General features: G+C 63.2%; 13 protein-coding genes. 10 read left to right on the forward strand and 3 right to left on the reverse strand.

What is annotated here, in order from left to right; genetic code table 11:
• Positions 1–345: 345 nt before the first annotated feature.
• The 4 genes from K8U03_02165 to K8U03_02180 all read left to right on the forward strand — a co-directional run bounded on the left by K8U03_02165 (position 346) and on the right by K8U03_02180 (position 7,625).
• On the forward strand, positions 346–1,410 hold the full coding sequence (locus K8U03_02165) for a hypothetical protein (GenBank protein MCE9603687.1): 1,065 nt from the start codon (positions 346–348) through the stop codon (positions 1,408–1,410).
• Positions 1,407–3,107 (forward strand): hypothetical protein, encoded by a 1,701-nt coding sequence (locus K8U03_02170; protein MCE9603688.1) that lies wholly within the window; start codon positions 1,407–1,409, stop codon positions 3,105–3,107. The genes K8U03_02165 and K8U03_02170 overlap by 4 nt, the downstream gene beginning before the upstream one ends.
• A 219-nt stretch (positions 3,108–3,326) precedes the next feature.
• Positions 3,327–5,858, forward strand: coding sequence for a redoxin domain-containing protein (locus K8U03_02175; protein MCE9603689.1), 2,532 nt, complete (start codon positions 3,327–3,329; stop codon positions 5,856–5,858).
• 84 nt (positions 5,859–5,942) lie between these two features.
• Entirely contained in the window at positions 5,943–7,625 is a 1,683-nt protein-coding gene (locus tag K8U03_02180; GenBank protein MCE9603690.1) for a Type 1 glutamine amidotransferase-like domain-containing protein, read from the forward strand.
• A gap of 665 nt (positions 7,626–8,290) precedes the next feature.
• On the opposite strand, the gene K8U03_02185 is transcribed toward K8U03_02180, so the two are convergent.
• Positions 8,291–10,216 carry a sigma-54-dependent Fis family transcriptional regulator gene (locus tag K8U03_02185; GenBank protein ID MCE9603691.1) on the reverse strand — a complete coding sequence of 642 codons (1,926 nt, stop codon included), beginning with the start codon at positions 10,214–10,216 and terminating at the stop codon, positions 8,291–8,293.
• Positions 10,217–10,421: 205 nt separating this feature from the next.
• Between K8U03_02185 and metG the strand changes: the two genes are divergently transcribed.
• Positions 10,422–12,572 (forward strand): methionine--tRNA ligase, encoded by a 2,151-nt coding sequence (gene metG, locus K8U03_02190; GenBank protein MCE9603692.1) that lies wholly within the window; start codon positions 10,422–10,424, stop codon positions 12,570–12,572.
• A 13-nt stretch (positions 12,573–12,585) separates the two neighbouring features.
• On the opposite strand, the gene K8U03_02195 is transcribed toward metG, so the two are convergent.
• Positions 12,586–13,506 (reverse strand): peptidyl-alpha-hydroxyglycine alpha-amidating lyase family protein, encoded by a 921-nt coding sequence (locus K8U03_02195; protein MCE9603693.1) that lies wholly within the window; start codon positions 13,504–13,506, stop codon positions 12,586–12,588.
• Between the two features lie 26 nt (positions 13,507–13,532).
• A complete protein-coding gene (locus K8U03_02200) occupies positions 13,533–14,996 on the reverse strand; it encodes a Gfo/Idh/MocA family oxidoreductase (GenBank protein ID MCE9603694.1) in 1,464 nt (487 codons plus the stop codon).
• A gap of 217 nt (positions 14,997–15,213) precedes the next feature.
• Here K8U03_02200 and K8U03_02205 point away from each other — a divergent pair, with 217 nt between their 5' ends.
• The 5 genes from K8U03_02205 (at position 15,214) to K8U03_02225 (ending at position 19,586) form a co-directional block, all read left to right on the forward strand.
• Positions 15,214–16,386: a Gfo/Idh/MocA family oxidoreductase gene (locus tag K8U03_02205; protein ID MCE9603695.1), complete on the forward strand. Its 1,173-nt coding sequence runs from the start codon at positions 15,214–15,216 to the stop codon at positions 16,384–16,386.
• The gene (locus K8U03_02210; protein MCE9603696.1) at positions 16,383–17,312 is read left to right on the forward strand and encodes a sugar phosphate isomerase/epimerase; all 930 of its coding nucleotides are present in this window, start codon (positions 16,383–16,385) and stop codon (positions 17,310–17,312) included. The genes K8U03_02205 and K8U03_02210 overlap by 4 nt, the downstream gene beginning before the upstream one ends.
• Positions 17,309–18,286: an ROK family protein gene (locus K8U03_02215; GenBank protein MCE9603697.1), complete on the forward strand. Its 978-nt coding sequence runs from the start codon at positions 17,309–17,311 to the stop codon at positions 18,284–18,286. The genes K8U03_02210 and K8U03_02215 overlap by 4 nt, the downstream gene beginning before the upstream one ends.
• A 63-nt stretch (positions 18,287–18,349) precedes the next feature.
• Positions 18,350–19,132: a deoxyribose-phosphate aldolase gene (gene deoC / locus K8U03_02220; GenBank protein MCE9603698.1), complete on the forward strand. Its 783-nt coding sequence runs from the start codon at positions 18,350–18,352 to the stop codon at positions 19,130–19,132.
• A gap of 52 nt (positions 19,133–19,184) precedes the next feature.
• Positions 19,185–19,586, forward strand: a complete 402-nt coding sequence (locus K8U03_02225) for a hypothetical protein (GenBank protein MCE9603699.1) — start codon at positions 19,185–19,187, stop codon at positions 19,584–19,586.
• The last annotated feature ends 55 nt before the right edge of the window (positions 19,587–19,641 follow it).

Consider the following 19,641-nt stretch of genomic DNA (forward strand, 5'->3'; position numbering starts at 1 on the left):
GATTCTCCGGTCGGTCGAGCCGTCGGGCTTGCGGAAGTCGGGCTCGAAGCGGGGGATGCGTGCGTCGATCGTATGGGGGCAGCGGGCTATTCGGGCCGGGGGGCGAAGTTTATTCCCCGCCGGACAATTCGCCCGCGGCGGGAATAAACCGGCCCGGCCTGCCGCGAACCGGCTCTTACCGTAAGCGCCCGCACGATTTAGGCGCCTGCCGTACCGTTTTCGCGTTTCCTCCTCCAGGTCGTCCTATAGAATAACACTGATTCCTCGCAAGATTGCCGGCCGAGTCGCAGTTTTGACAGGGAGCGTGTTCTTTCGCCCAAGGACTGTTTTCCCAAAGGGACCGTCGTGCTTAATTTCCGTACGAAAGAAGGCCGAGCCGCCAGCCGACCCACGAACTATCTCGGGCACAAGTTTCAACGCCCCTGGATCATCGGGTTGTTCGTGCTCGCCGGCGGGTTGTGGTTGGTGCGCGGCGGCGATCCGGCGAAGTTTTCCCGCATGTTCGGGCAACGGGGCGAGGTGCAGGTCGCCTTGGCCGACGGCAACTTCAAAGACAACGCCGTCGAAAAGCCGGCGGCCGTCGTGCGGCCGGGGGAAGTGAAAGCGGTCGGTCCGCGCCCGGAGAACCCGGTCGAAGGGAAGCGGCTGTTTCACAACGTCGACCCTAAGCTGTTCACTACGCTCGAAGACGACGCGGTGCATCGCTTCGAAGAACAGAAGAGTTTCTTCACGTTGTTGAAGACGCTCGAAGGGGCCGACGAGCGCGATATCGACTTAGCCTCGTCCGGTCGACGCAACTTCCGCCAACTCTTCGAGCAAACGGACGACTACCGCGGCGAGATCGTGACCGTGGCCGGTATCGTGCGGAGGATCGTGCCGCAGCCGGCGAACGAGAACCCGCAAGGAATTAAGAAGTTCTACGAGGTCTGGATCGAACCGACCGGCGGGCGGCTGCCGATCGCGATCGATTGCCTGGAGATGCCGCGAGATTATCCCGTCGGCGGCAACTCTGCCCAGTATGTCGAGGCGACCGGTTTCTATTACAAGCGCCTCGGCTACCCGGGCGAGCCGGATGCGCGCACGAAGAAAGAGGTGTTTCGCTCGGCGCCGCTGGTGTTGGCGAAGACTTTGCGCTGGACTCCGCAAGCCGCTCCGCAGGAGCAGATCGCGCAAGCCGGCGATGCCGCGATGGCCGATATCCCCGGCTTGCCGAAAGGGCTGCCGGTCAAATGGATGATGCCGCTGCTCGGCCTAGGAATCGTGTTGATGATCGTGTTGGCCGTCTGGTCGTTTCGTTTGTCGCGCAGTTCGGTCTTGGATCGCAACGGTCCGATCGTCGGCCGCGCACGTCGTGCCGCCGAAGCGGCTCAAGCTCCGCAGAATCTCAACAAGCTAAAGATCGACCCATGATTCGCCTTCATCGTTGGTTCTCTCGGTCGCAGATCGTCGTACGAAACAGTTCCGGCCCGGCACGGCTTAGCATGACGCTGCTTGGTGCGATGCTGGTCGTCGTGGCGTGTGATTCCTTACCGATCGCAAAGGGGCAGGAGCCCGCGAAGCCGGCCCCTACGGCTACCGCGCCGACTCCTTCAGCTACGGCTCCTGCAACGCCGGCCCCGTCGGCAACGAAGCCTGAAGCCGCGAAGCCCGAAGCGACGAAGCCGGCCGCTACGACCAATGAACCGGTGCCGACCGTCGAGTTGAAGCTTCCATCGCTCGGGGGCCCGATGGCGGCGCCGCCGAAAGCGAAAGAGCCGGCCGCCGACGACGAGCTTGGGCAATTGCTTTTCAGCACGGGCATCGACGACATTCTGCTCGGCAAATTCCTCGACGGCCGCCCACTCGCCGGGGTCGAACGGCAACCGCTCGTCGGGCTGTTTTCTTCGATCCGGCAATTCAAACCCGCGGACATCGAAGACCTGAAAGCGAAGGCGAAGCAGCCGAGCGCGTTCGCGGCCGGACCCGCGCGCGGCAAGCTGTGGGAACTCGAAGGACGTTTGAAATCGATCACGGTCGACGAATTCACCGACGCCGAAATCGAACGAGTCTATGCCGACGTCATCGCGCGCCTCAAAGAAGAGCCGCCGAAGCTGCCGGCCAACGATATCCGCCGCTTCTTCTATCGCTGCACGATCGAATTCGGCGAAGCCCATGCTCCGGTCACGGTCGTGGCGCTGCGCATGCCCGAGGCGTTGCTCGCGCTGCATCGCAATCTCGCGGAGCAGCCGTTGAAGGTCGGCGAGGTGCTTAAGGTCGACGAGCGCGTGACCGTCGCCGGGCTCTTCCTCAAGAGCCTCGGCGAGAAGCCGGGCGAGCAACCGCTCCTCGTGACGTATCGCCCGGCGTGGCATCCCGACACGCCGCTCGGCAAGCTCGGCATGGACTATGGTCTATTCGATGACGTCCGACTCACCGCTTCCGACTTAGCGAACGAGCGCGAATGCTTTTTTCAACTCATGGCCGCGATGAAGCGCGCGGAGTTCGGCGAACTGTTGGACCTCACGACGGAAAACTATTCCGTCGTGCCGTTGTTCAACAGCGCCAAGTCGATGCACGGCAAACTCACGGCGCTCACCGGCACCGCGCGGCGTGCCACGCTCGTTCGCGTCCCCTATCCGGATATCCATCGCCGCTTCGGGATCGACCACTACTACGAAGTCGCGATCTTCACGGCCGACTCGCGCGACAACCCGTTGATCTTCGATCTCTTGGAGCTTCCTCCCGGATTCCCCGAAGGAGACGATATCCATGTCGAGGTGCGCATTCCCGGCACCTTCCTCACCGGCTTCGTCTACGATCGCGATGCGACCGACAAAGAGCAATCGAAGGGGATCAAGCCGCTCGCGCAGAAAGCGCCGCTGCTGATCGGCAAGACCCTCTATCGCTATCAAGCGAAGGACGAGAAGGCCGGCTCGTTCGATTGGTACGTCAGTGGCCTGATCTTGCTCGGCGCTTTAGCGCTCGGGGCGGTCGGCTGGGCCACGATGCGCGGCGACCGCAAAACGCGCAAGATCATGGAGCACACGAATGCCCCACCGACGGGTACTTCGCTCAACGACCTCAAGGGCGACTTCCGCAACGGGCCCGACTTCAGCAACCTAGAGTGAGCCCCAGGAAAAGCGTCGCACGGCGGCACGACAAGCAACTGCACGACCGGCAGCGGCAAGGTCTGCCCAACCCGTACTTTTGCCTTTCCGCTCCTTCTCCGAAAACCATTTGACGCGACTCTTCGCGCGGTCGAAGATGTTGGATGCCTTCGGTTCGGCTGCCCACCTGCTTACCGCCCGCCCTATCCGCCGTCGCCCGTCGCGTCGCGAGGAGCCTCCATGCTGCGTCCGTCGTTCCCGTTTCTGTTTGCCTCGCTGACGGCTCTTTGCGCAGACTCATTCGGCGAAGCCGCCCGCAGCGCCGCTCCGCCCGTAGCGAAGGGGACTGCATCTAACGGAACAGCCTCGAGCGTCGCCGCACCCAAACCGAACCAGCCTACGCCGAGCGCGACGAAGCCCGCCGCTGCACCGAACAAAACTCCCGCACCAAATAAAACTCCGGCACCGAACGGCACCGCTGTACCGCCGACACCCGCCGCGCCCGACAAAGCCGCTCCGCAAGAGCCGGCTCCGCTCCTGCCCGGCCATTCCTACCACGGCGATGCCTTCGACGAAGGTCCGCGCCAGGCCGCGTACCTGATGGACGGCATGGGGAACGTCTCGTTTCCGATCACGACGAAAGATCCGCAAGCGCAGAAGTTCTTCAACCAAGGGATCGCCCAACTCCACGGCTTCTGGTATTTCGAGGCCGAGCGCTCGTTCCGCCAAGTCGCCGCGCTCGATCCCGATTGCGGGATGGCCTACTGGGGTATGGCGATGGCGAACATCAACACGCTGAAGCGGGCCGAGAAGTTCATCGCCGAAGCAGTCAAGCGCCGCGAGAAAGCAAGTCCGCGCGAACGAACGTGGATCGATGCCTGGAGCGCTTACTACAAGGCCGACCCGAAGCAAGACAAGCCCCGTCGGCAAGCGCTCATCCGCGCGCTCGAAGGGCTCGTGCAAGACTTCCCGGACGATGCCGAGGCCAAGGCGTTCCTCGTCCTCCAGATTTGGTACAACCGCGGGCCGATGCCGATCTCGAGCCATCAAGCGGTCGACGCGCTAATCGATCAGATCCTCGTGCTGAACCCCATGCATCCGGTGCATCACTACCGCATCCATCTGTGGGACGACGAGAAGGCGAGCCGCGCTTTGAAGTCGGCGGCTCTCGGCGGGCAAGCCACTCCCGGCATCGCCCACATGTGGCACATGCCGGGCCATACGTTCTCGAAGCTCGAGCGCTATGCCGATGCCGCGTGGCAACAAGAAGCCGCCTCGCGCACCGACCATGCCTACATGATGCGCGACTTCGTCTTGCCCGACCAAATTCACAACTACGCGCACAACCACGAATGGCTCATTCGCGATCTCAGCCTCTCCGGTCGCCCGCGCTACGGCGTCGAGCTGGCGAAGAACCTGAGCGAGATGCCCCGTCATCCGAAGTACAACACGATCGGCCGAGGGGGCTCGTCGCAGTATGGGCGGGCCCGCGTGATGGACGTGCTGCAGCGCTACGAACTTTGGACCGATCTCATTGCGCTGGCCGACACGCCGTATCTGGAAGCGACCGACGTCCCGCGCGAGCAAGTGAAGCGGCTCCGGACGTTGGGAGTCGCCGCGAACGAAACCGGCGACATCACGCGCGGCAAGAAATACGCCGCCGAGCTCGATGCTATGCTCGTCCGCGATCAAAAAGCGCAACAGGAAGCTGGCGACAAAGCCGAGGCCGCGGCGAAGCAAAAGAAAGAGCCGCAAGACAAGATCACGAAGGCCCGCAACGATGCGATGAACCCGCTCCGCGCACAAATCTCGCTGGTGGAAGCGGCGCTCGCCGACATGCGGGCCCATGCCGCGATCCGCGACGAGCGCTACCCCGACGCGATCGAGCAACTCAAGAAAGCCGGCACCACGGGGGGCGAGCTGCTCTCGCGCGTCAACCTCGCGGCAGGGAAGAAAGACGAAGCCGAGAAGCTGGCCCGCAGCGCAGCCGCTTCGGGCAAAGCCCAGGTCGTGCCGGAGGCGAATTTGGTTTACGTGTTATGGAAGTGCGGCAAAGCGGACGAGGCGAAGAAGCTGTTCGCCGAACTGCGCACGCTCGCCGGCAAGGCCGATCTCGACACGCCGCCGCTCGAACGCTTGAAGCCGCTGGCGGCGGAATTGAAATGGCCGGCCGATTGGCGCACCCCGGCGCCGCCCGGCAAGGACATCGGTGTGCGACCCGCGCTCGACTCGCTCGGGCCGATCCATTGGGAAGCGCCGGCCGCGCCGCAGTTCGCCCTGACGACGCTCGACGGGAAGTCGATCTCGCTCGAAAGCGTGCGGGGGCGGAACGTCGTGCTGTTGTTCTATCTCGGCACCGGTTGCCTCCACTGCACCGAGCAACTGAAAGCCTTTGCGGCGATCCATAAAGACTACGAAAGCGCAGGGATCGAAGTCGTCGCCGTCAGCACCGACACGCCGGCCGTGTTGCGTGCCGCGCAAACGGCGCTCAAGCCGGCCGAGCGCTATCCGTTCGCCCTCACGTCGAACGAAGACCTCGCGCTCTTCAAAAAGTATCGCGCCTACGACGACTTCGAAAAGCAACCGCTTCACGCCACGGTGTTCATCGACCGCGCCGGCGCGCTGCGCTGGCGCGATGCCGGAGCCGATCCGTTTATGGACGCGAAGTTCCTCTTGGAGGAAGCGAAGCGTCTGACGTCGTTCGCGTCTCCTACCAACGCGCCGAGCAAAGCCGCGCCGACGACCACGACCGCGGCCCGCGCCGCCGAGTAGCTCGACCCGCCGACGTTCTCACCGTTCTGAATGATCACTACCGAATTTATTAACACCGAATTTATTAACACTGAGACGCGCAGCATGCATGCCATCCGAGGTTCGTTTGCGGCCGTGGTGTTCGTGATCGGTTGCGCGACGCAGGTGCAGGCCGAGCTGCGCGTCGAGTCGCAAGCGGTCGCGGTGCCCGATCGCGCGGTGCCGAAATATCCGGCCGGTCCGATTCGCGGCACCCTCTTTCTCGGCCGGGGCTGCGGCGACTCGAAAGAAATCGTCGAAGCGTTTCTCGCCCTCGCCGGCGGTGAGAAGGCGAACATCGTCGTGCCGACCTTCGTCGACCCGGCCGGAGCCGCCGCGCATCCGAATGCCTGGTGGCGCAAACACGATTGGGCCAAGGTGCGGATTCTCACGGCCCGCAATCGGGCCGATGCCGAAAGCGCCGACTTCCTGGAAAAAATGCGCAAGGCGACCGGCGTTTGGTTCGACGACGATTCGGTGCGCGAGCTGATCGCGATCTACGGCGCGCCGCTGTTTCTGCAAGAGCTGAAGGCGCTGCTCGATCGCGACGGCGTCGTCGGCGGCGACTTGCGCGGCGCGCAAGCCTTGTCGCAGATCGTCGGCGTGCGGGATGCAGAGAAGACGAGTGCAGAAAAGACGCCGGCCGAGAAGACGAAGACCGGGATCGATATCGTCGGCGGCTTCGGCTTGCTGCCGAATTGCATCGTCGGAATCGGCGACGACGTCTCCGCCCGCAAAGCCGATCTCGCCGAGGTCATGAACCGATATCCGGGCCGTGTCGGTTTCGATCTCGACGACGACACGGCACTCGTCGTCCGCGGCCGGATGCTCGGCGCCGTCGGCACGGGAAGCGTGAATATCGTCCTCGCGGCGTCGACCGATCGGCCGGTGAATACGATTCGCCTCCGTCAACACATGCGCGACGACCTCACGGCGCTCACCCGCGCCGCGATCGCGCGCACGCAGCCGTCGTTCCCGTTGGAGAAGCCCGCGGCGCCGCTCGTGCCGAAAGGTTCGCTCTTGGTCGTCGGCGGGGGTGGGATGTCGGAAAGCTTGCGGAAGAAATTCGTCGAGCTCTCCGGTGGCGCCGACAAAGCCGTGATCGCCGTCATCCCGACGGCGAGCGAGAACCCGGCGGCCGACGAAGGGGATATCGGCTGGCTGATGAAGGCCGGCGCGAAGAAGGTCGTGATCGTGCATGCGCGCACGCGGGCCGAAGCGAACTCGCCGGAGTTGATCGCGAAGTTGCGCGAATGCGGCGGCGTCTGGTTCGGCGGCGGCCGGCAATGGCGGTTCGTCGATGCCTACGAAGGGACCGCCTGCTACGACGAGTTCCATGCCGTGCTCGCGCGCGGCGGAGCCATCGGCGGCAGTTCGGCCGGAGCCACGATCCAAGGGGAATATTTGGTACGCGGCAGCCCGATCGTCAACACGATCATGATGGCCGAGGGTTACGAGCGGGGCTTCAACTTCATGCCGGGCACGGCCATCGATCAGCACTTCACGCAGCGCAACCGGAAGCCCGACATGGAAGGGGTGAAGCGAACGTTTCCGCAATTGCTCGGCCTCGGGATCGACGAAGGAACCGCGATCGTCGTCCAAGGCTCGCAGTTCGAAGTGGTCGGCCAAAACGAAGTCTCGGTCTTCCCGCCATCGGCCAAACTCGCCGCCGACGCCGAACCGCCGGCCCCGCAAGTCCTCAAGCCCGGCGACATCTACGACCTGAAGAAATTCAAGCGCAAAGATTAGTCCGCACGGTTCGCTGGAAATCTTCTTTGGCCTAGTTCTTCGCGTTGAAATCCTGGCGCGCAAGTGCGATGTTCTGGTTCGTGACGGAGACAGGACTCCGACCTCTGCGAGGTTTCGACGCGTCGCTTCATTGCGACGACGAATCGCGATGGGAAGCTTTCGGTCGAGGCCGCGCCGCTTGTCGCCGCCGTCGGCCGGAAGGAATCGACTTAGCTGTCGGTCCCTCGCGACGCCGGTCGGCCGGGCGGCGTAATAACCGCGCGGCGTCTTCTTCTTCTCGCGAGCCAGTCTCGCGGAAGCCGGCCGGGTGCAATGCTCTGCGCAGAGAACGTTTGACAAGAAGCCCGACCGAACCCGGGCGACGACGCACGAACTTTTTTGAAGTCGCCAGTGAGGCGATCACGGCCGTGCTTTGAATTAAAGTAGCAGGCACGTTCCACGTGCCGTAGCCACGAGGTCCTCTCAAGCGCGAACCACGCTCGCAACGCAATCAGCCTCCGTTCAATAGCCCGGGATGTATATCCCGGGGAGCCGGCCTGTTCGTAGCGCTAAGCCATCCGTGGCGGACGGCACGTGGAACGTGCCTGCTACGTTAGCAACCGCGGGTATTCACCGCGCGGCTATCGATTCAACTGACCCCCGACCTCTGACCCCCGACCCCTCTCCTACGTCGGCATCCCGAGCTGTCGCATCTTCCGATACAAGTTCGAGCGATGCAGGCCGAGGCGTTCGGCCGCTTCGCTCATGTTGCCCCCCGTCCGATCGATCGAGCGTTTGATATAGGTCTTCTGAAATTCATCGGTCGCCTCCGCCAACGAGAGATCGTCGGGCACCGGCGGCGCCACTTCCCCCGCCGCGGCGAGGATAAATGCCAAATCTTCCGGTTCGATCCGATCGCTCGAACACAAGTAGGCGAGCCGTTCCATGGCGTTTCGCAGCTCGCGAATGTTGCCGGGCCAAGCATGCGCTTCGAGTCGCTTCTTCGCCGCTGCCGAAAGCGCCGGCAGCTTGCGTCGGGCCTTCTTGGCGAAGTCGTGCAGAAAGTGCTCGGCCAAGAGGGTGATGTCGCCGGGCCGATCGCGCAGCGCCGGCAAGTTGATCGAAACCACGTTGAGTCGAAAGAACAAATCTTGGCGAAACTTTTTGGCCCGCACCATTTCCGCGAGGTTCTGATTCGTCGCGGCGATGACGCGCGCATCGGTATGAATGCTCTTCGATCCGCCGACGCGGACGACCACCTTCTCTTCCAACACGCGGAGCAGTTTCGCTTGTCCGCCGAGGCTCAAGTCGCCGATTTCGTCGAGGAACAGCGTGCCGCCGTCGGCCAGCTCGAACTTGCCGGGCCGCGCCTCATGCGCATCGGTGAAGGCTCCTTTTTCATGACCGAACAGTTCGCTTTCCAGCAACGTCTCGGTGATCGCCGCGCAGTTGACGGCGATGAACGGCTGATCGCGGCGCGGGCTCAAGTAGTGGATCGTCCGCGCCACGACTTCCTTCCCGGTGCCGTTCTCGCCGAGGATCAACACCGCGAGCTCTGTATCGGCGACGCGGCCGGTCGTCGAACGGAGCGCTTCGATCGCCGGCGACTCGCCGACGATCTGCACGCCCGAGGCCGCTTCGTCGGCCAGGTGTCGGCGCGACTGCATGAGTCGCGCCCGCTCTTGCGTGTTCTCGAGCGCCGTGGCGGCATGCGCGGCGAACTCCGTCAGCGCGGTTTCGTCTTCTTCGGTGAAGTCTCCTTCGAGCTTGTTGATCACCTCGAACGCGCCGAGGATTTCTCCCCGCCGCGAAACGAGCGGCACGCAAATCAGCGTGCGGGTCTTGTAGCCGAGCTTCGCGTCGACGTCGCGCGCAATCTGCTCTTGGCCGAACCGCAGGTCGACGCGCCGCGGCTGCTTCATCCGAATCACTTCGCCGACGACTCCCTTGTCGTCCGGTATCCGCAGTTCGTTCCCTTCGACGCCGAGCGCCGGCCGGCCGATGAGGAGCTTATTGGGTTTGTCCCAGAGAAAGATGCTGGCCCGATCGGCTGCGAGCATCTTCGTCGCGGCCTCGGCCATCTGCACCAAGAGCGGCTCCATCTCCTGGGTCTGATTCCATTGCCCGGAGATCGTGAGGAGCGCTTCGAGACGGCGCCGGCGGCGATGTTCGCGACCGGCCGACCGGACCGAGCCGGCGGCTTGCGCGAACGAGGGCAGAACCTGTTCGACGGACCCTCGCATCCGTTCGGCCTGCGCCATGTCGGCGGCATGCACGATGAGGACTTCGCCGGCCGCGGCCCGGCGATCGACCGACGCGGCGATCCAGCCTTCGTTTTTCACCGGCGACTCGGAGTCGAGCGCATCGGCGAGGAACGCGGCGGTCAGCTCGCCCGAGGCCAGCGAGGCATTGCCGACCGAGGCGACGGTCGACCAACGGCCGTCGATGTTGCGCATGACCCCTGCAAAGTCGGCGGCGAGCCCGGAGGCGAGCGCTTGTAAAGCATTGTCCAAAAACGACTTATCGGACTCATGCGAGCGTAAGCCGAGTTCTAGGATCGTTTTGTTTAGAACCGCGAGAGATCCGGCGTTGTCTTTAGAGACGGAAGCCATGATTTAACGATCCGATCGAGTGGTTATGCCTGTCAAAGCGGTAATGTGTCCTAAATGAGACACAATTAAATGTATCATAAAATGGACACAATGGAAGTCGGATGGAATCGATTTTACGTCGTTCGTGTCTGCGGCTCGTTCGGTTTCGCACCCGAGGTCGCTCCGCTACAATCCTGTTTTGCCCCCATTTCGGCTCGAAAATCGTATGGCATCCCGTCGCATTCTCGTTACCGCTGCGCTCCCTTACGCCAACGGTCACATCCATATCGGCCACTTGGTCGAGTACATTCAGACCGACATTTGGGTCCGTTTCCAGCGCCTCATCGGCAATCGGGCCGTGTTCGTCTGTGCCGACGATACGCACGGCACCGCGATCATGCTGCGGGCCCGGCAAGAGAAGCGGAGCGAAGACGCGGTGATCGCCGATATGCGCGAGGCCCACATTAAGGACTTCGCCGGTTTCGACGTCGCGTTCGACAACTACGGCAGCACGCATTGCGACGAGAATCGCGCGCTGTGCGCCGAGTTTTGGAGTGCGTTCCGCAAGTCGGGCCTCGTCGACGAGCGAAACATCGACCAGTTGTACGATCCCATCGAGCAGACGTTTCTTGCCGATCGGTTCGTGAAAGGAAAGTGCCCGAAGTGTAAGTCGCCCGATCAATACGGCGACAACTGCGAGAAGTGCGGCGAGACGTATAGCGCGACGGAGTTGCTCGAGCCGTACAGCGTCTTCAGCGGCGCGAAGCCGGAGCTGCGTCCTTCGACCCATTGGTTCATCCGCACCGAAGACGAACATGCGTTCATCGACGAGTGGACGAAGCGGCCCGACAGTCTGCACAAAGACGTGGCCGATTGGCTCGCCTCGGCGTTTCTTTCCGGTCCGTTGCACGACTGGGACGTCTCGCGGCCGGCGAAATACTTCGGCTTCGAGATACCCGACGCGCCGGGCAACTATTGGTACGTCTGGTTCGATGCCCCGATCGGCTACATCGCGAGCACGGAGCAATGGTGCAAGCAGCAGACTGCGCAAGGAAAGAGTGAGCAGCTCGCCGATTGGTGGAAGAATAAGGATGTTGAGATCCACCACTTCATCGGCAAAGACATCACGCGGTTCCACACGTTGTTTTGGCCGGTGATGCTGAAGACCGCCGGTTATACGTTGCCGCACCGCGTCCATATCCACGGCTTCCTCACCGTCGACGGCGAGAAGATGTCGAAGGCGCGAGGCACGTTTATTCGTGCTGCTGCGTACCTCAATCATCTCGACCCGGCCTGGCTCCGCTACTACTATGCCTCGAAGCTCACGCCGAAGCTCGACAACCTCGACCTAAACCTCGACGAGTTCGTCGCCAAGGTGAATGGCGACTTGGTCGGCAAGATCGTGAACCTTGCGAGCCGCACGGCGCGGTTCGTCGAAACGGTCGGCTTGTCCCCCACGTATCCCGACGACGGCGGCTTGTTCACGGCGGCCGCGGCGGCAGGTGCCGAGATCGCCGAAGCGTATGAAGCGTGCGACTACAATCGCGCGATGCGCACGATCATGGCCTTGGCCGACAAGGCCAACGGCTACGTCAACGAGCAAGCTCCGTGGAAGGCGAAAGACGATCCGGCGCAAACCCGCCGCGTGCAAGACGTTTGCACGGTGTCGCTGAATCTCTATCGTCAGCTCGTCGTGTATTTGGAGCCCGTCTTGCCGCGGCTTGCCGCCGCGACGAGCGAACTATTGAACGATAAGCTCGAGAGCTGGCAACAATCGCAGCAGCCGCTCGTGGGCACGCCGCTCGGCAAATTCAAACATCTCATGAACCGCATCGACCCGAAACAGGTACAAGCCATGATCGAAGAAAGTAAGCACGAAGCCGAAGCCGCGAAAGCCTCGGCCGAACCGAAGACCACGGCCGCCGCTCCGGCTTCGGCCGGCGAAGCGGCCCCGCTGACGGGCAACGTCGTCGCTGCTTCGGCTAGCGACGCCGGATGGAACGACGGGCCGGAATCGCTCGCCGCCGAGCCGCTGGCGGCGACTTGCACGATCGACGACTTCGTGAAGGTCGACTTGCGCGTGGCGCGGATCGTCGCGGCGGAGCATGTGCCCGAGGCGAAGAAGTTGTTGCGACTCACGCTGAGCCTCGGCGGCGACGACAAACGCAACGTCTTCGCAGGCATCAAGAGCGCATACAAGCCGGAAGACCTCGTCGGCCGGCTCGTGATCTGCGTGGCGAACCTGCAACCGCGGCAAATGAAGTTCGGCTTGAGCGAAGGGATGGTCGCGGCGGCCGGCGGCGGCGGGCCGGAAGGAAAAGAAATCTTCCTGCTCTCGCCCGACAGCGGAGCGAAGCCGGGCATGCGCGTGCATTGATGCGCGCAGCGCGTCAGCGGCGGACGAACTTCTGCACGCGGCGGCCGTTGATTTCCGTGACGAAGAGATTCCCTGCGGCGTCGAAGGCGAGCATGTGCGGCATGTCGAATTCACCGGCGGCGCGGCCTTTGCGGCCGAAGCGTTCGACGACTCGGCCTGCTTCGTCGAGACGCAGGACTTCGTTCGCGCGACCATCGGCGACGTAGGTGCGGCCTTCGCGATCGAGTGCGAGCCCGTAGGGTGCGAAGCCGGACCAGACCTCGAGCAGCTTGCCGTCTTCGTCGAAAACCTGGATGCGATCGTTCTCGCGGTCGCCGACGAGCAGCCGACCTTTTCGATCGCGCACGATGGCATGTGGAATACGGAACTCACCGCGCTGCGAGCCGAGCGCGCCCCAAGTATGCAGCAGAGCACCGCTCGGTGAGAACTTCAGCACGCGGCTGTTGCCGTAACCATCGGCGACGTAGAACTCGCCGCGCGAGCCGAACGCCACATCGGTCGGCTTGTTGAATGCGTCGGCGCCGTCGCCGGCTTTCCCGGTGCCGAGCGATAAGAGGAGTTTGCCGTGACCGTCGAACTTCAGCACGCGATGATTCCCGATGTCGGTCAGCCAAACATCGTCGTTTGCGTCGATGCGCAGACCGTGGGCGCTGCCGATCGCACCGTCGCCCCAAGAGCGGACGATTTTTCCTGCGGCATCGCACACGATGACCGGATGCTCGCCGCGGTGGAAAAGAAAGATCTCGCCGCGGCTATCGATCGCCACGGCCGAGCAAGCGCCGAGCGTCCAACCTTCCGGAAGCTGCAAGAAAGGAACCGGCTGCCACGCAGCAGCTTCGGCGGCTCGCGCCGAGCCGACCTCGCAGAACAGCGCTACCGCACACGCAGCGAATATGCCGAGTGCGAAGCGCATCAGCCGGGAAACGGTTCGCATCTCGTTGCTGCCTCAAGGTAAAAAATTTACAGTTCGCTCTCGCTCGGCAAGGCGAACCCACGGCGATATTCGCGCTTCAACAGTGCATCGGCGGCCGAGTTGTCGACGAACTTCTCTTTCGCCGAGTCGATCTTGAGCGCCGTGCCGAGCGTGAGTTGCGTCTTCTCCGCATCGACGCCGTTGTCGCGCAGGTGCTCGAGCATCCGCCCGAACGTCGCGCGCGTTTCCGGGTCGAATTCCTTGCCGCCGAGATACGCTTCGATCTCCTTCGCCGCAACCGCTTGGCCGGTGCGATGCGAGATGTTCGCGACGTGGCAGAGTGCCGTCGATTGGTGTCCTTCGAGAATCTCGGCGTTCAAGTCGGTCGGCTTGCGGCTCCGGACCGCGCGCGTGAAGTTCGCGAAATGGTTCTCCCCTTTCCCTTCGAACTTCCGGACGAGGTTGCCGGCCGGATCGAAGAGAGTCGCATCGGCGATGAAACCTTCGGTGCCGTAGAGGACATAGCCGGATTTGAACTTCTCGCTGAACGGCTTCGACTTGAGCCCACGCACTTCCTGGATGATCGTCGTCGGGCCGTAGCGATGCACGGTCATCTGTGTGTTGGGGGTTTCGCCGGCATCTTCGTAGCCGAGGCGTCCGCCGATGCTCAGCGCGGAGTCGCCGATGCCGTCGAGCTTCAGGAGCCAGCGGCAAATGTCGACCATGTGGATGTTGTTGTTGCCGAGCTCGCCGTTGCCGGTGTCCCACACCCAATGCCAATCGTAGTGCAGCTTCGGCCGCGAGGGCTTCTCTACCAAGGCCGGGCCGAGCCAGAGGTTCATGTCGAGCTTCGGAGGAACTTCGCACGCGCCGCGCGGGCCGATCGAACCGCGTTGCCCGTAGATGATCGTGCGCGCGAGCTTCACGTCGCCGAGCTTCCCGGCTTGCACGTATTCATGCGCCGCTTTCAACGGACCGGAAGAGCGGTTTTGCGTTCCACCTTGGCAGATCCGGTTCAGCTTTCGCGCGGCCTGCACCATGCGTCGCCCTTCGACGACGTTATGGCAAACCGGCTTCTCGACATAGACATCCTTGCCGGCTTGCATCGCCCAGATGGCTCCCAGCGCATGCCAATGATTCGGAGCGGCGATCGAGACCGTATCGACGAGCTTGTCGTCGAAGATGCGGCGCAAGTCTTGCACGACTTGCGGCCGGTAACCCTGCTTTGCTTCGATCGCGGCGGCCAGTTCCTCGGCGAGCGCAAGATCGGGATCGCAAACATAGGCGAGCCGCACGCCCGACTGCCCGCCGAATTCCGCGGCATGCACTTTGCCCCGAATGCGGCAGCCGATCACGGCATGCTGCAACACATCGCTCGGAGAAGTTTTATCCGTCGCCGTTTTCGCGGCGGTCGTCTCGGGTGCGGCTTGCGCGCTCGAAGCGGCCGTGGCGGCAGCTGCGGCGGCAAACAAAGATTCTTCGAAAAAGCGACGGCGCGTGACGTGCGGCATGAATACCTCGAGGCGGGAGAGCAGGGCGGCAGGGAACGTATTCTGACCCATCTTCGCGGCGCGTACCACTCTTTTTCGCCGGCACAGTCGGGCCGGTTGACAATCGAACCGCAGACCGGCACAACGGAAGCAACACGACCGATCCGCTTCCGCTCCGACGGAATTCTCGTCGAGCGGCTTCCGAACAATCTTCCAAGCAACGCCCGAGCCAGCAACGATGAAACAACATACGGCGGTCGTCGTCGGGGCGGGGTTCATCGGGCCGGTGCATGTCGAAGCCTTGCGCCGCGCGGGGGTCCACGTCGCCGGCATCTTGGGCTCATCGCCGGAGAAGTCGCAAGCCGTCGCCGAGCGCTTGGGGTTGCCGCAGGGTTATCGCGACTTCGCCGCCGTGCTTGCCGATCGCGAAGTCGACGTCGTGCATCTCACGACCCCCAATCGCTTCCACTTCGAGCAAGCTTCGGCTGTGCTACGGGCCGGCAAACATGTGTTGTGCGAAAAGCCGTTGGCGATGAACTCGCGCGAGACCGCCGAGCTCGTCGCGCTCGCGCAGCAGAGTGGCCTCGCGGCGGGCGTGGCCTACAACATTCGCTTCTATCCCCTTTGCCACGAAGCGGCGGCCCGCATCTCGGGTCAGGTCGCCGGCAGCGGCACCGGGCGGGTGTTTCATGTGACCGGCAGCTACGTGCAAGACTGGTTGCTCAACGACACCGATTTCAACTGGCGGGTCCTTGCGGCCGACGGCGGCGAACTGCGTGCCGTGGCCGATATCGGCACCCACTGGCTCGACCTCGTGCAGTTCATCTTGCAGCAGAAGGTCGTCGCCGTCTGTGCCGATCTCCATACGGTTCACCCGGTTCGACAAGCCCCGCTCGGCAGCGTCGAAACATTCACCGGCGGCGGACAACCCCCGAGTGCGGTTCGTTCGGTTCCGATCACGACCGACGACTACGGCAGCATCCTGCTCCGCTTTGCCGACGGAGCTCGCGGCGTCGTATCGGTGTCGCAAGTCGCGGCGGGGCGCAAGAATTGTTTGCGCTTCGAGATCGCCTCGGCCGCAGAGTCGCTCGCGTGGGACAGTGAGCGTCCGAACGAACTGTGGATCGGCCGGCGTGATCGACCGAACGAGCTTTTGCTGCGCGATCCCGCGCTGCTGAGCGCCGCGGCGCGAGGCATCACCGATTATCCGGGCGGACACAACGAAGGGTTTCCCGATACGTTTAAGCAACTCTTCAAAGCTTTTTACGGCTACCTCGACGCGGGCGATTTCTCGTTGCCGCCGCCGTTTCCTACGTTCGCCGATGGGCATCACGAAGTCGTGTTGTGCGAGGCGGTGTTGCGCAGTCATCGCGAGCGCCGCTGGGTCGCCTTAGAGGAGATCGAGAAATGAAGCTGGGATTCGTCAGCGCGATTCTGCCGGAGCTCTCGCTGGAAGAAGTCATCGACTTCGCCGCGGCGACGGGCTTCGAGTGTGTCGAGGTGATGTGCTGGCCGCCGGGTAAGGCCGATCGGCGTTACGCCGGCATAACGCACATCGACGTCACCACGCTCGACGCCGCGCGCGCGAAATCGATTCGCGCTCTGTGTGCCGCGAAGCAAGTCGAAATCAGCGCGCTCGGCTATTATCCGAACGTCCTCTCGCCCGACACGGCGGAAGCCGGCCTCACGCGCCGCCATTTGGAGCAAGTGATCCGCGCCGCAGCGACACTGGGCTTGGATCGCGTGAACACGTTCGTCGGCCGCGACTGGACCCGTTCGGTCGAGCAAAACTGGCCGCTGTTTCTCGAGGTGTGGAAGCCGCTCATTCGCTTGGCCGAGGAATGCGGAGTGCGCATCGGCATCGAGAACTGCCCGATGTCGTTCACCGCCGACGAGTGGCCCGGCGGCAAGAACCTCGCCGTGTCGCCGGCGATCTGGCGCCGGATGTTCGCCGATATTCCGAGCCCGATGTTCGGCCTGAACTTCGATCCGTCGCACTTCATCTGGCAGCAGATGGACTACTTGGCGCCGCTCGCCGAGTTCGCCGAGCGATTATTTCACGTCCATGCGAAAGATGTCCGCGTCGATCGCCGCAAGTTGAACGACGTCGGCATCATGGCGACGCCGCTGGAGTATCACAGCCCGAAATTGCCGGGGCTCGGCGACGTTCAGTGGGGGCCGTTCTTCGCGGTGCTTGGCGAAGTCGGCTATCGTGGGCCGGTCTGCATCGAGGTCGAAGACCGAAGCTACGAGCATTCGCTCGCCGCGCGCAAGGCGGCGCTCCGGCAGTCGGCGACCTTCCTGCGCAACTTCATTCCGCAAGGCGGCTTGCCATGAAGCCGCTCTATGCGGGGATCGATCTCGGCGGGACGACGATCGGCGGAATCCTGGCCGACGCTTCCGGCCGGATCGTCGAGCAAGCGAGCATCACCACCGAGTCGCATGCCGGACCGGCGGCGGTGCTCGAGCGGATCGCGCAACTCGTCGAACGAATGATTCACGCCGCGAAGGTTCGAGTTTCGGCGCGCGTCGAAGCGGTCGGCATCGGTTGCCCGGGCCTGGTGGATGTAGCGCACGGCGTGACGAAATTCTTTCCGAATCTTCCCACGCAATGGCGCGACGTGCCGGTCGCCGAGATCCTCGCGAAGCGACTCGACTGTCCGGTCTCGTTACTCAACGATGTTCGCGCGGCCACGCTCGGAGAGCTGACGTTCGGCTATGGGCGGAACGTGAAGACGATGGCCTTCTTCTCGCTCGGCACCGGCGTCGGCGGCGGGCTCGTGATCGACGGCAAGCTCCGGCTCGGTCCGCTCGGCGCTGCCGGTGAGCTTGGGCATCAGACGATCGTGCCCGACGGTCCGCTCTGCGGCTGCGGCAATCGAGGTTGCTTGGAAGCGCTCGCGAGCGGCCCGGCGATCGCGGCCGAGGGAGTGCGCCTGATGCTCGGCGGTCAGGCCCCGAAGCTCTATGAGATGACGGCGGGCAACCCTTCGCTCGTCACGACCCGCACCCTTGCCGAAGCGGCCCAAGCGGGAGACGCCGGCGCGGCCGAAGCGATCTCGCGGGCGACGGAGTATCTCGGCATCGGCATCGCGAACGTCGTTTCGTGTCTGCACCCGCAACTGATCGTCGTCGGCGGCGGAGTGGCCGAAATGGGAGAGCTGCTGTTGGCTCCTTTGCGGCGCATCGTGCGCGAGCGGGTGCGGATGTTCCCGCCCGATGATGTGCGGATCGAGCGCTCGTTGCTGGGCGTCCATGCCGGCGCGCTCGGTGCGGTGGCGCTAGCGCTGCATGGTGCGGAAAACTTATAACGCCTCGTTCTTATTACTGCCGTTCACTTCCGACTTTTATTCCCCTCTCACGGATTCTTCAAGATGGAAATCACCTATCAAGACCTCGCCGGCATGATCGACCATTCGCTATTGCACCCGACGATGACCGATGCCGATCTTGAGGCGGGCTGCGCGGTCGCGGCGAAATACGAAGTCGCTTCGGTGTGCATTAAGCCGTATGCCGTGAAGCGGGCCGTCGAGCTGTTGCGCGGAACGAGCGTGAAAGTCGGCTGCGTGATCGGCTTCCCCCACGGCAGCAGCACGACCGAAGTGAAACGCTTCGAGACCGAAGCGGCTTGCCTCGACGGCGCGGTCGAGATCGATATGGTCATCAATATCGGCAAGGCGCTCGGCGGCGATTGGGACTATGTCGAGCGCGATGTGCGCGCCGTGTGCGACGAAGCTCATCGCCGGGGCGCGAAGGTGAAGGTGATCTTCGAGAACGATTATCTCACCAAAGGTGGCGCGGGCCTTTCGAGCGATGAGTTGAAGATCAAGCTCTGCGAGCTCTGCGACAGGGCCGGAGCCGATTGGGTGAAGACGTCGACCGGCTACGGCTTCGTCAAACAAGCCGACGGCAGCTACAACTACCAAGGGGCGACGGAACACGATCTGGCTTTGATGCGCGCCAACGTTTCCGAACGCGTGCAAGTGAAGGCGGCCGGCGGAGTGCGCGATCTCGACGGTTTGATTCGCGTCCGACAACTCGGCGGCACGCGCTGCGGCGCGACGGCGACGGCCGTAATGCTCGACGAATTTCGCCGTCGTGAAAAAGAAGGAAAGCCGGCTGCCGCCGGCGGCGCGATCGGCAAAGGTGGTTATTAACGACATACGGACGAAGGTTCTGTTAAATCGATTCAAACAAAGAGGTGGAATGATGAACGGCAATCGTCGCGTCTGGTGGTCGCTCGTGTTTGTCGCAACCGGTCTGGTTGCGGCCGCGATCGGGGGTTTTGCCTCGGTGTTGGCGCAGCAGGTTACGAAGGCACCGGCGGCGCCGGCGGTGAAAGGTCGCTTCGAGTTCGAGATCGTCGAGAGTTTCGATTCCAAATATCTCGGAGATACGCCGGGCCACATCGGACGCCACGGCGAGCTCGGCGACTTCCGCCCGCAAGCCGCTTTGGGCGATCCGGTGTTTCGCGGCGAAGAGAAGATCGGCACCGTCAGCAACCTGGTTTGGAGCCGAGGACACGGGAGCCTCGAGATCGAGTTCGATCCGGAGCCGCATGTGCGCATCGCGGTCGGCGAATTGGTGTGGCTGAAGCTCGGAGAAAAGTAAGTAACGTCGTGCGGGTCGTAGCGGTCGTGCGACCTGCGACTCTGCGACATCTGGC

It is taken from the genome of Planctomycetia bacterium (assembly GCA_021413845.1).
GTDB lineage: Bacteria > Planctomycetota > Planctomycetia > Pirellulales > PNKZ01 > PNKZ01.

Bases quoted from the DNA above. Each gene is read 5' to 3' on its own strand.
- K8U03_02200 (MCE9603694.1), bottom strand. From the start codon at position 14,996: ATGCCGCACGTCACGCGCCGTCGCTTTTTCGAAGAATCTTTGTTTGCC.
- K8U03_02175 (MCE9603689.1), top strand. From the start codon at position 3,327: ATGCTGCGTCCGTCGTTCCCGTTTCTGTTTGCCTCGCTGACGGCTCTT.
- K8U03_02225 (MCE9603699.1), top strand. From the start codon at position 19,185: ATGAACGGCAATCGTCGCGTCTGGTGGTCGCTCGTGTTTGTCGCAACC.
- K8U03_02210 (MCE9603696.1), top strand. From the start codon at position 16,383: ATGAAGCTGGGATTCGTCAGCGCGATTCTGCCGGAGCTCTCGCTGGAA.
- K8U03_02205 (MCE9603695.1), top strand. From the start codon at position 15,214: ATGAAACAACATACGGCGGTCGTCGTCGGGGCGGGGTTCATCGGGCCG.
- K8U03_02170 (MCE9603688.1), top strand. From the start codon at position 1,407: ATGATTCGCCTTCATCGTTGGTTCTCTCGGTCGCAGATCGTCGTACGA.
- K8U03_02195 (MCE9603693.1), bottom strand. From the start codon at position 13,506: ATGCGAACCGTTTCCCGGCTGATGCGCTTCGCACTCGGCATATTCGCT.
- K8U03_02185 (MCE9603691.1), bottom strand. From the start codon at position 10,216: ATGGCTTCCGTCTCTAAAGACAACGCCGGATCTCTCGCGGTTCTAAAC.
- K8U03_02215 (MCE9603697.1), top strand. From the start codon at position 17,309: ATGAAGCCGCTCTATGCGGGGATCGATCTCGGCGGGACGACGATCGGC.
- K8U03_02180 (MCE9603690.1), top strand. From the start codon at position 5,943: ATGCATGCCATCCGAGGTTCGTTTGCGGCCGTGGTGTTCGTGATCGGT.
- metG (MCE9603692.1), top strand. From the start codon at position 10,422: ATGGCATCCCGTCGCATTCTCGTTACCGCTGCGCTCCCTTACGCCAAC.
- deoC (MCE9603698.1), top strand. From the start codon at position 18,350: ATGGAAATCACCTATCAAGACCTCGCCGGCATGATCGACCATTCGCTA.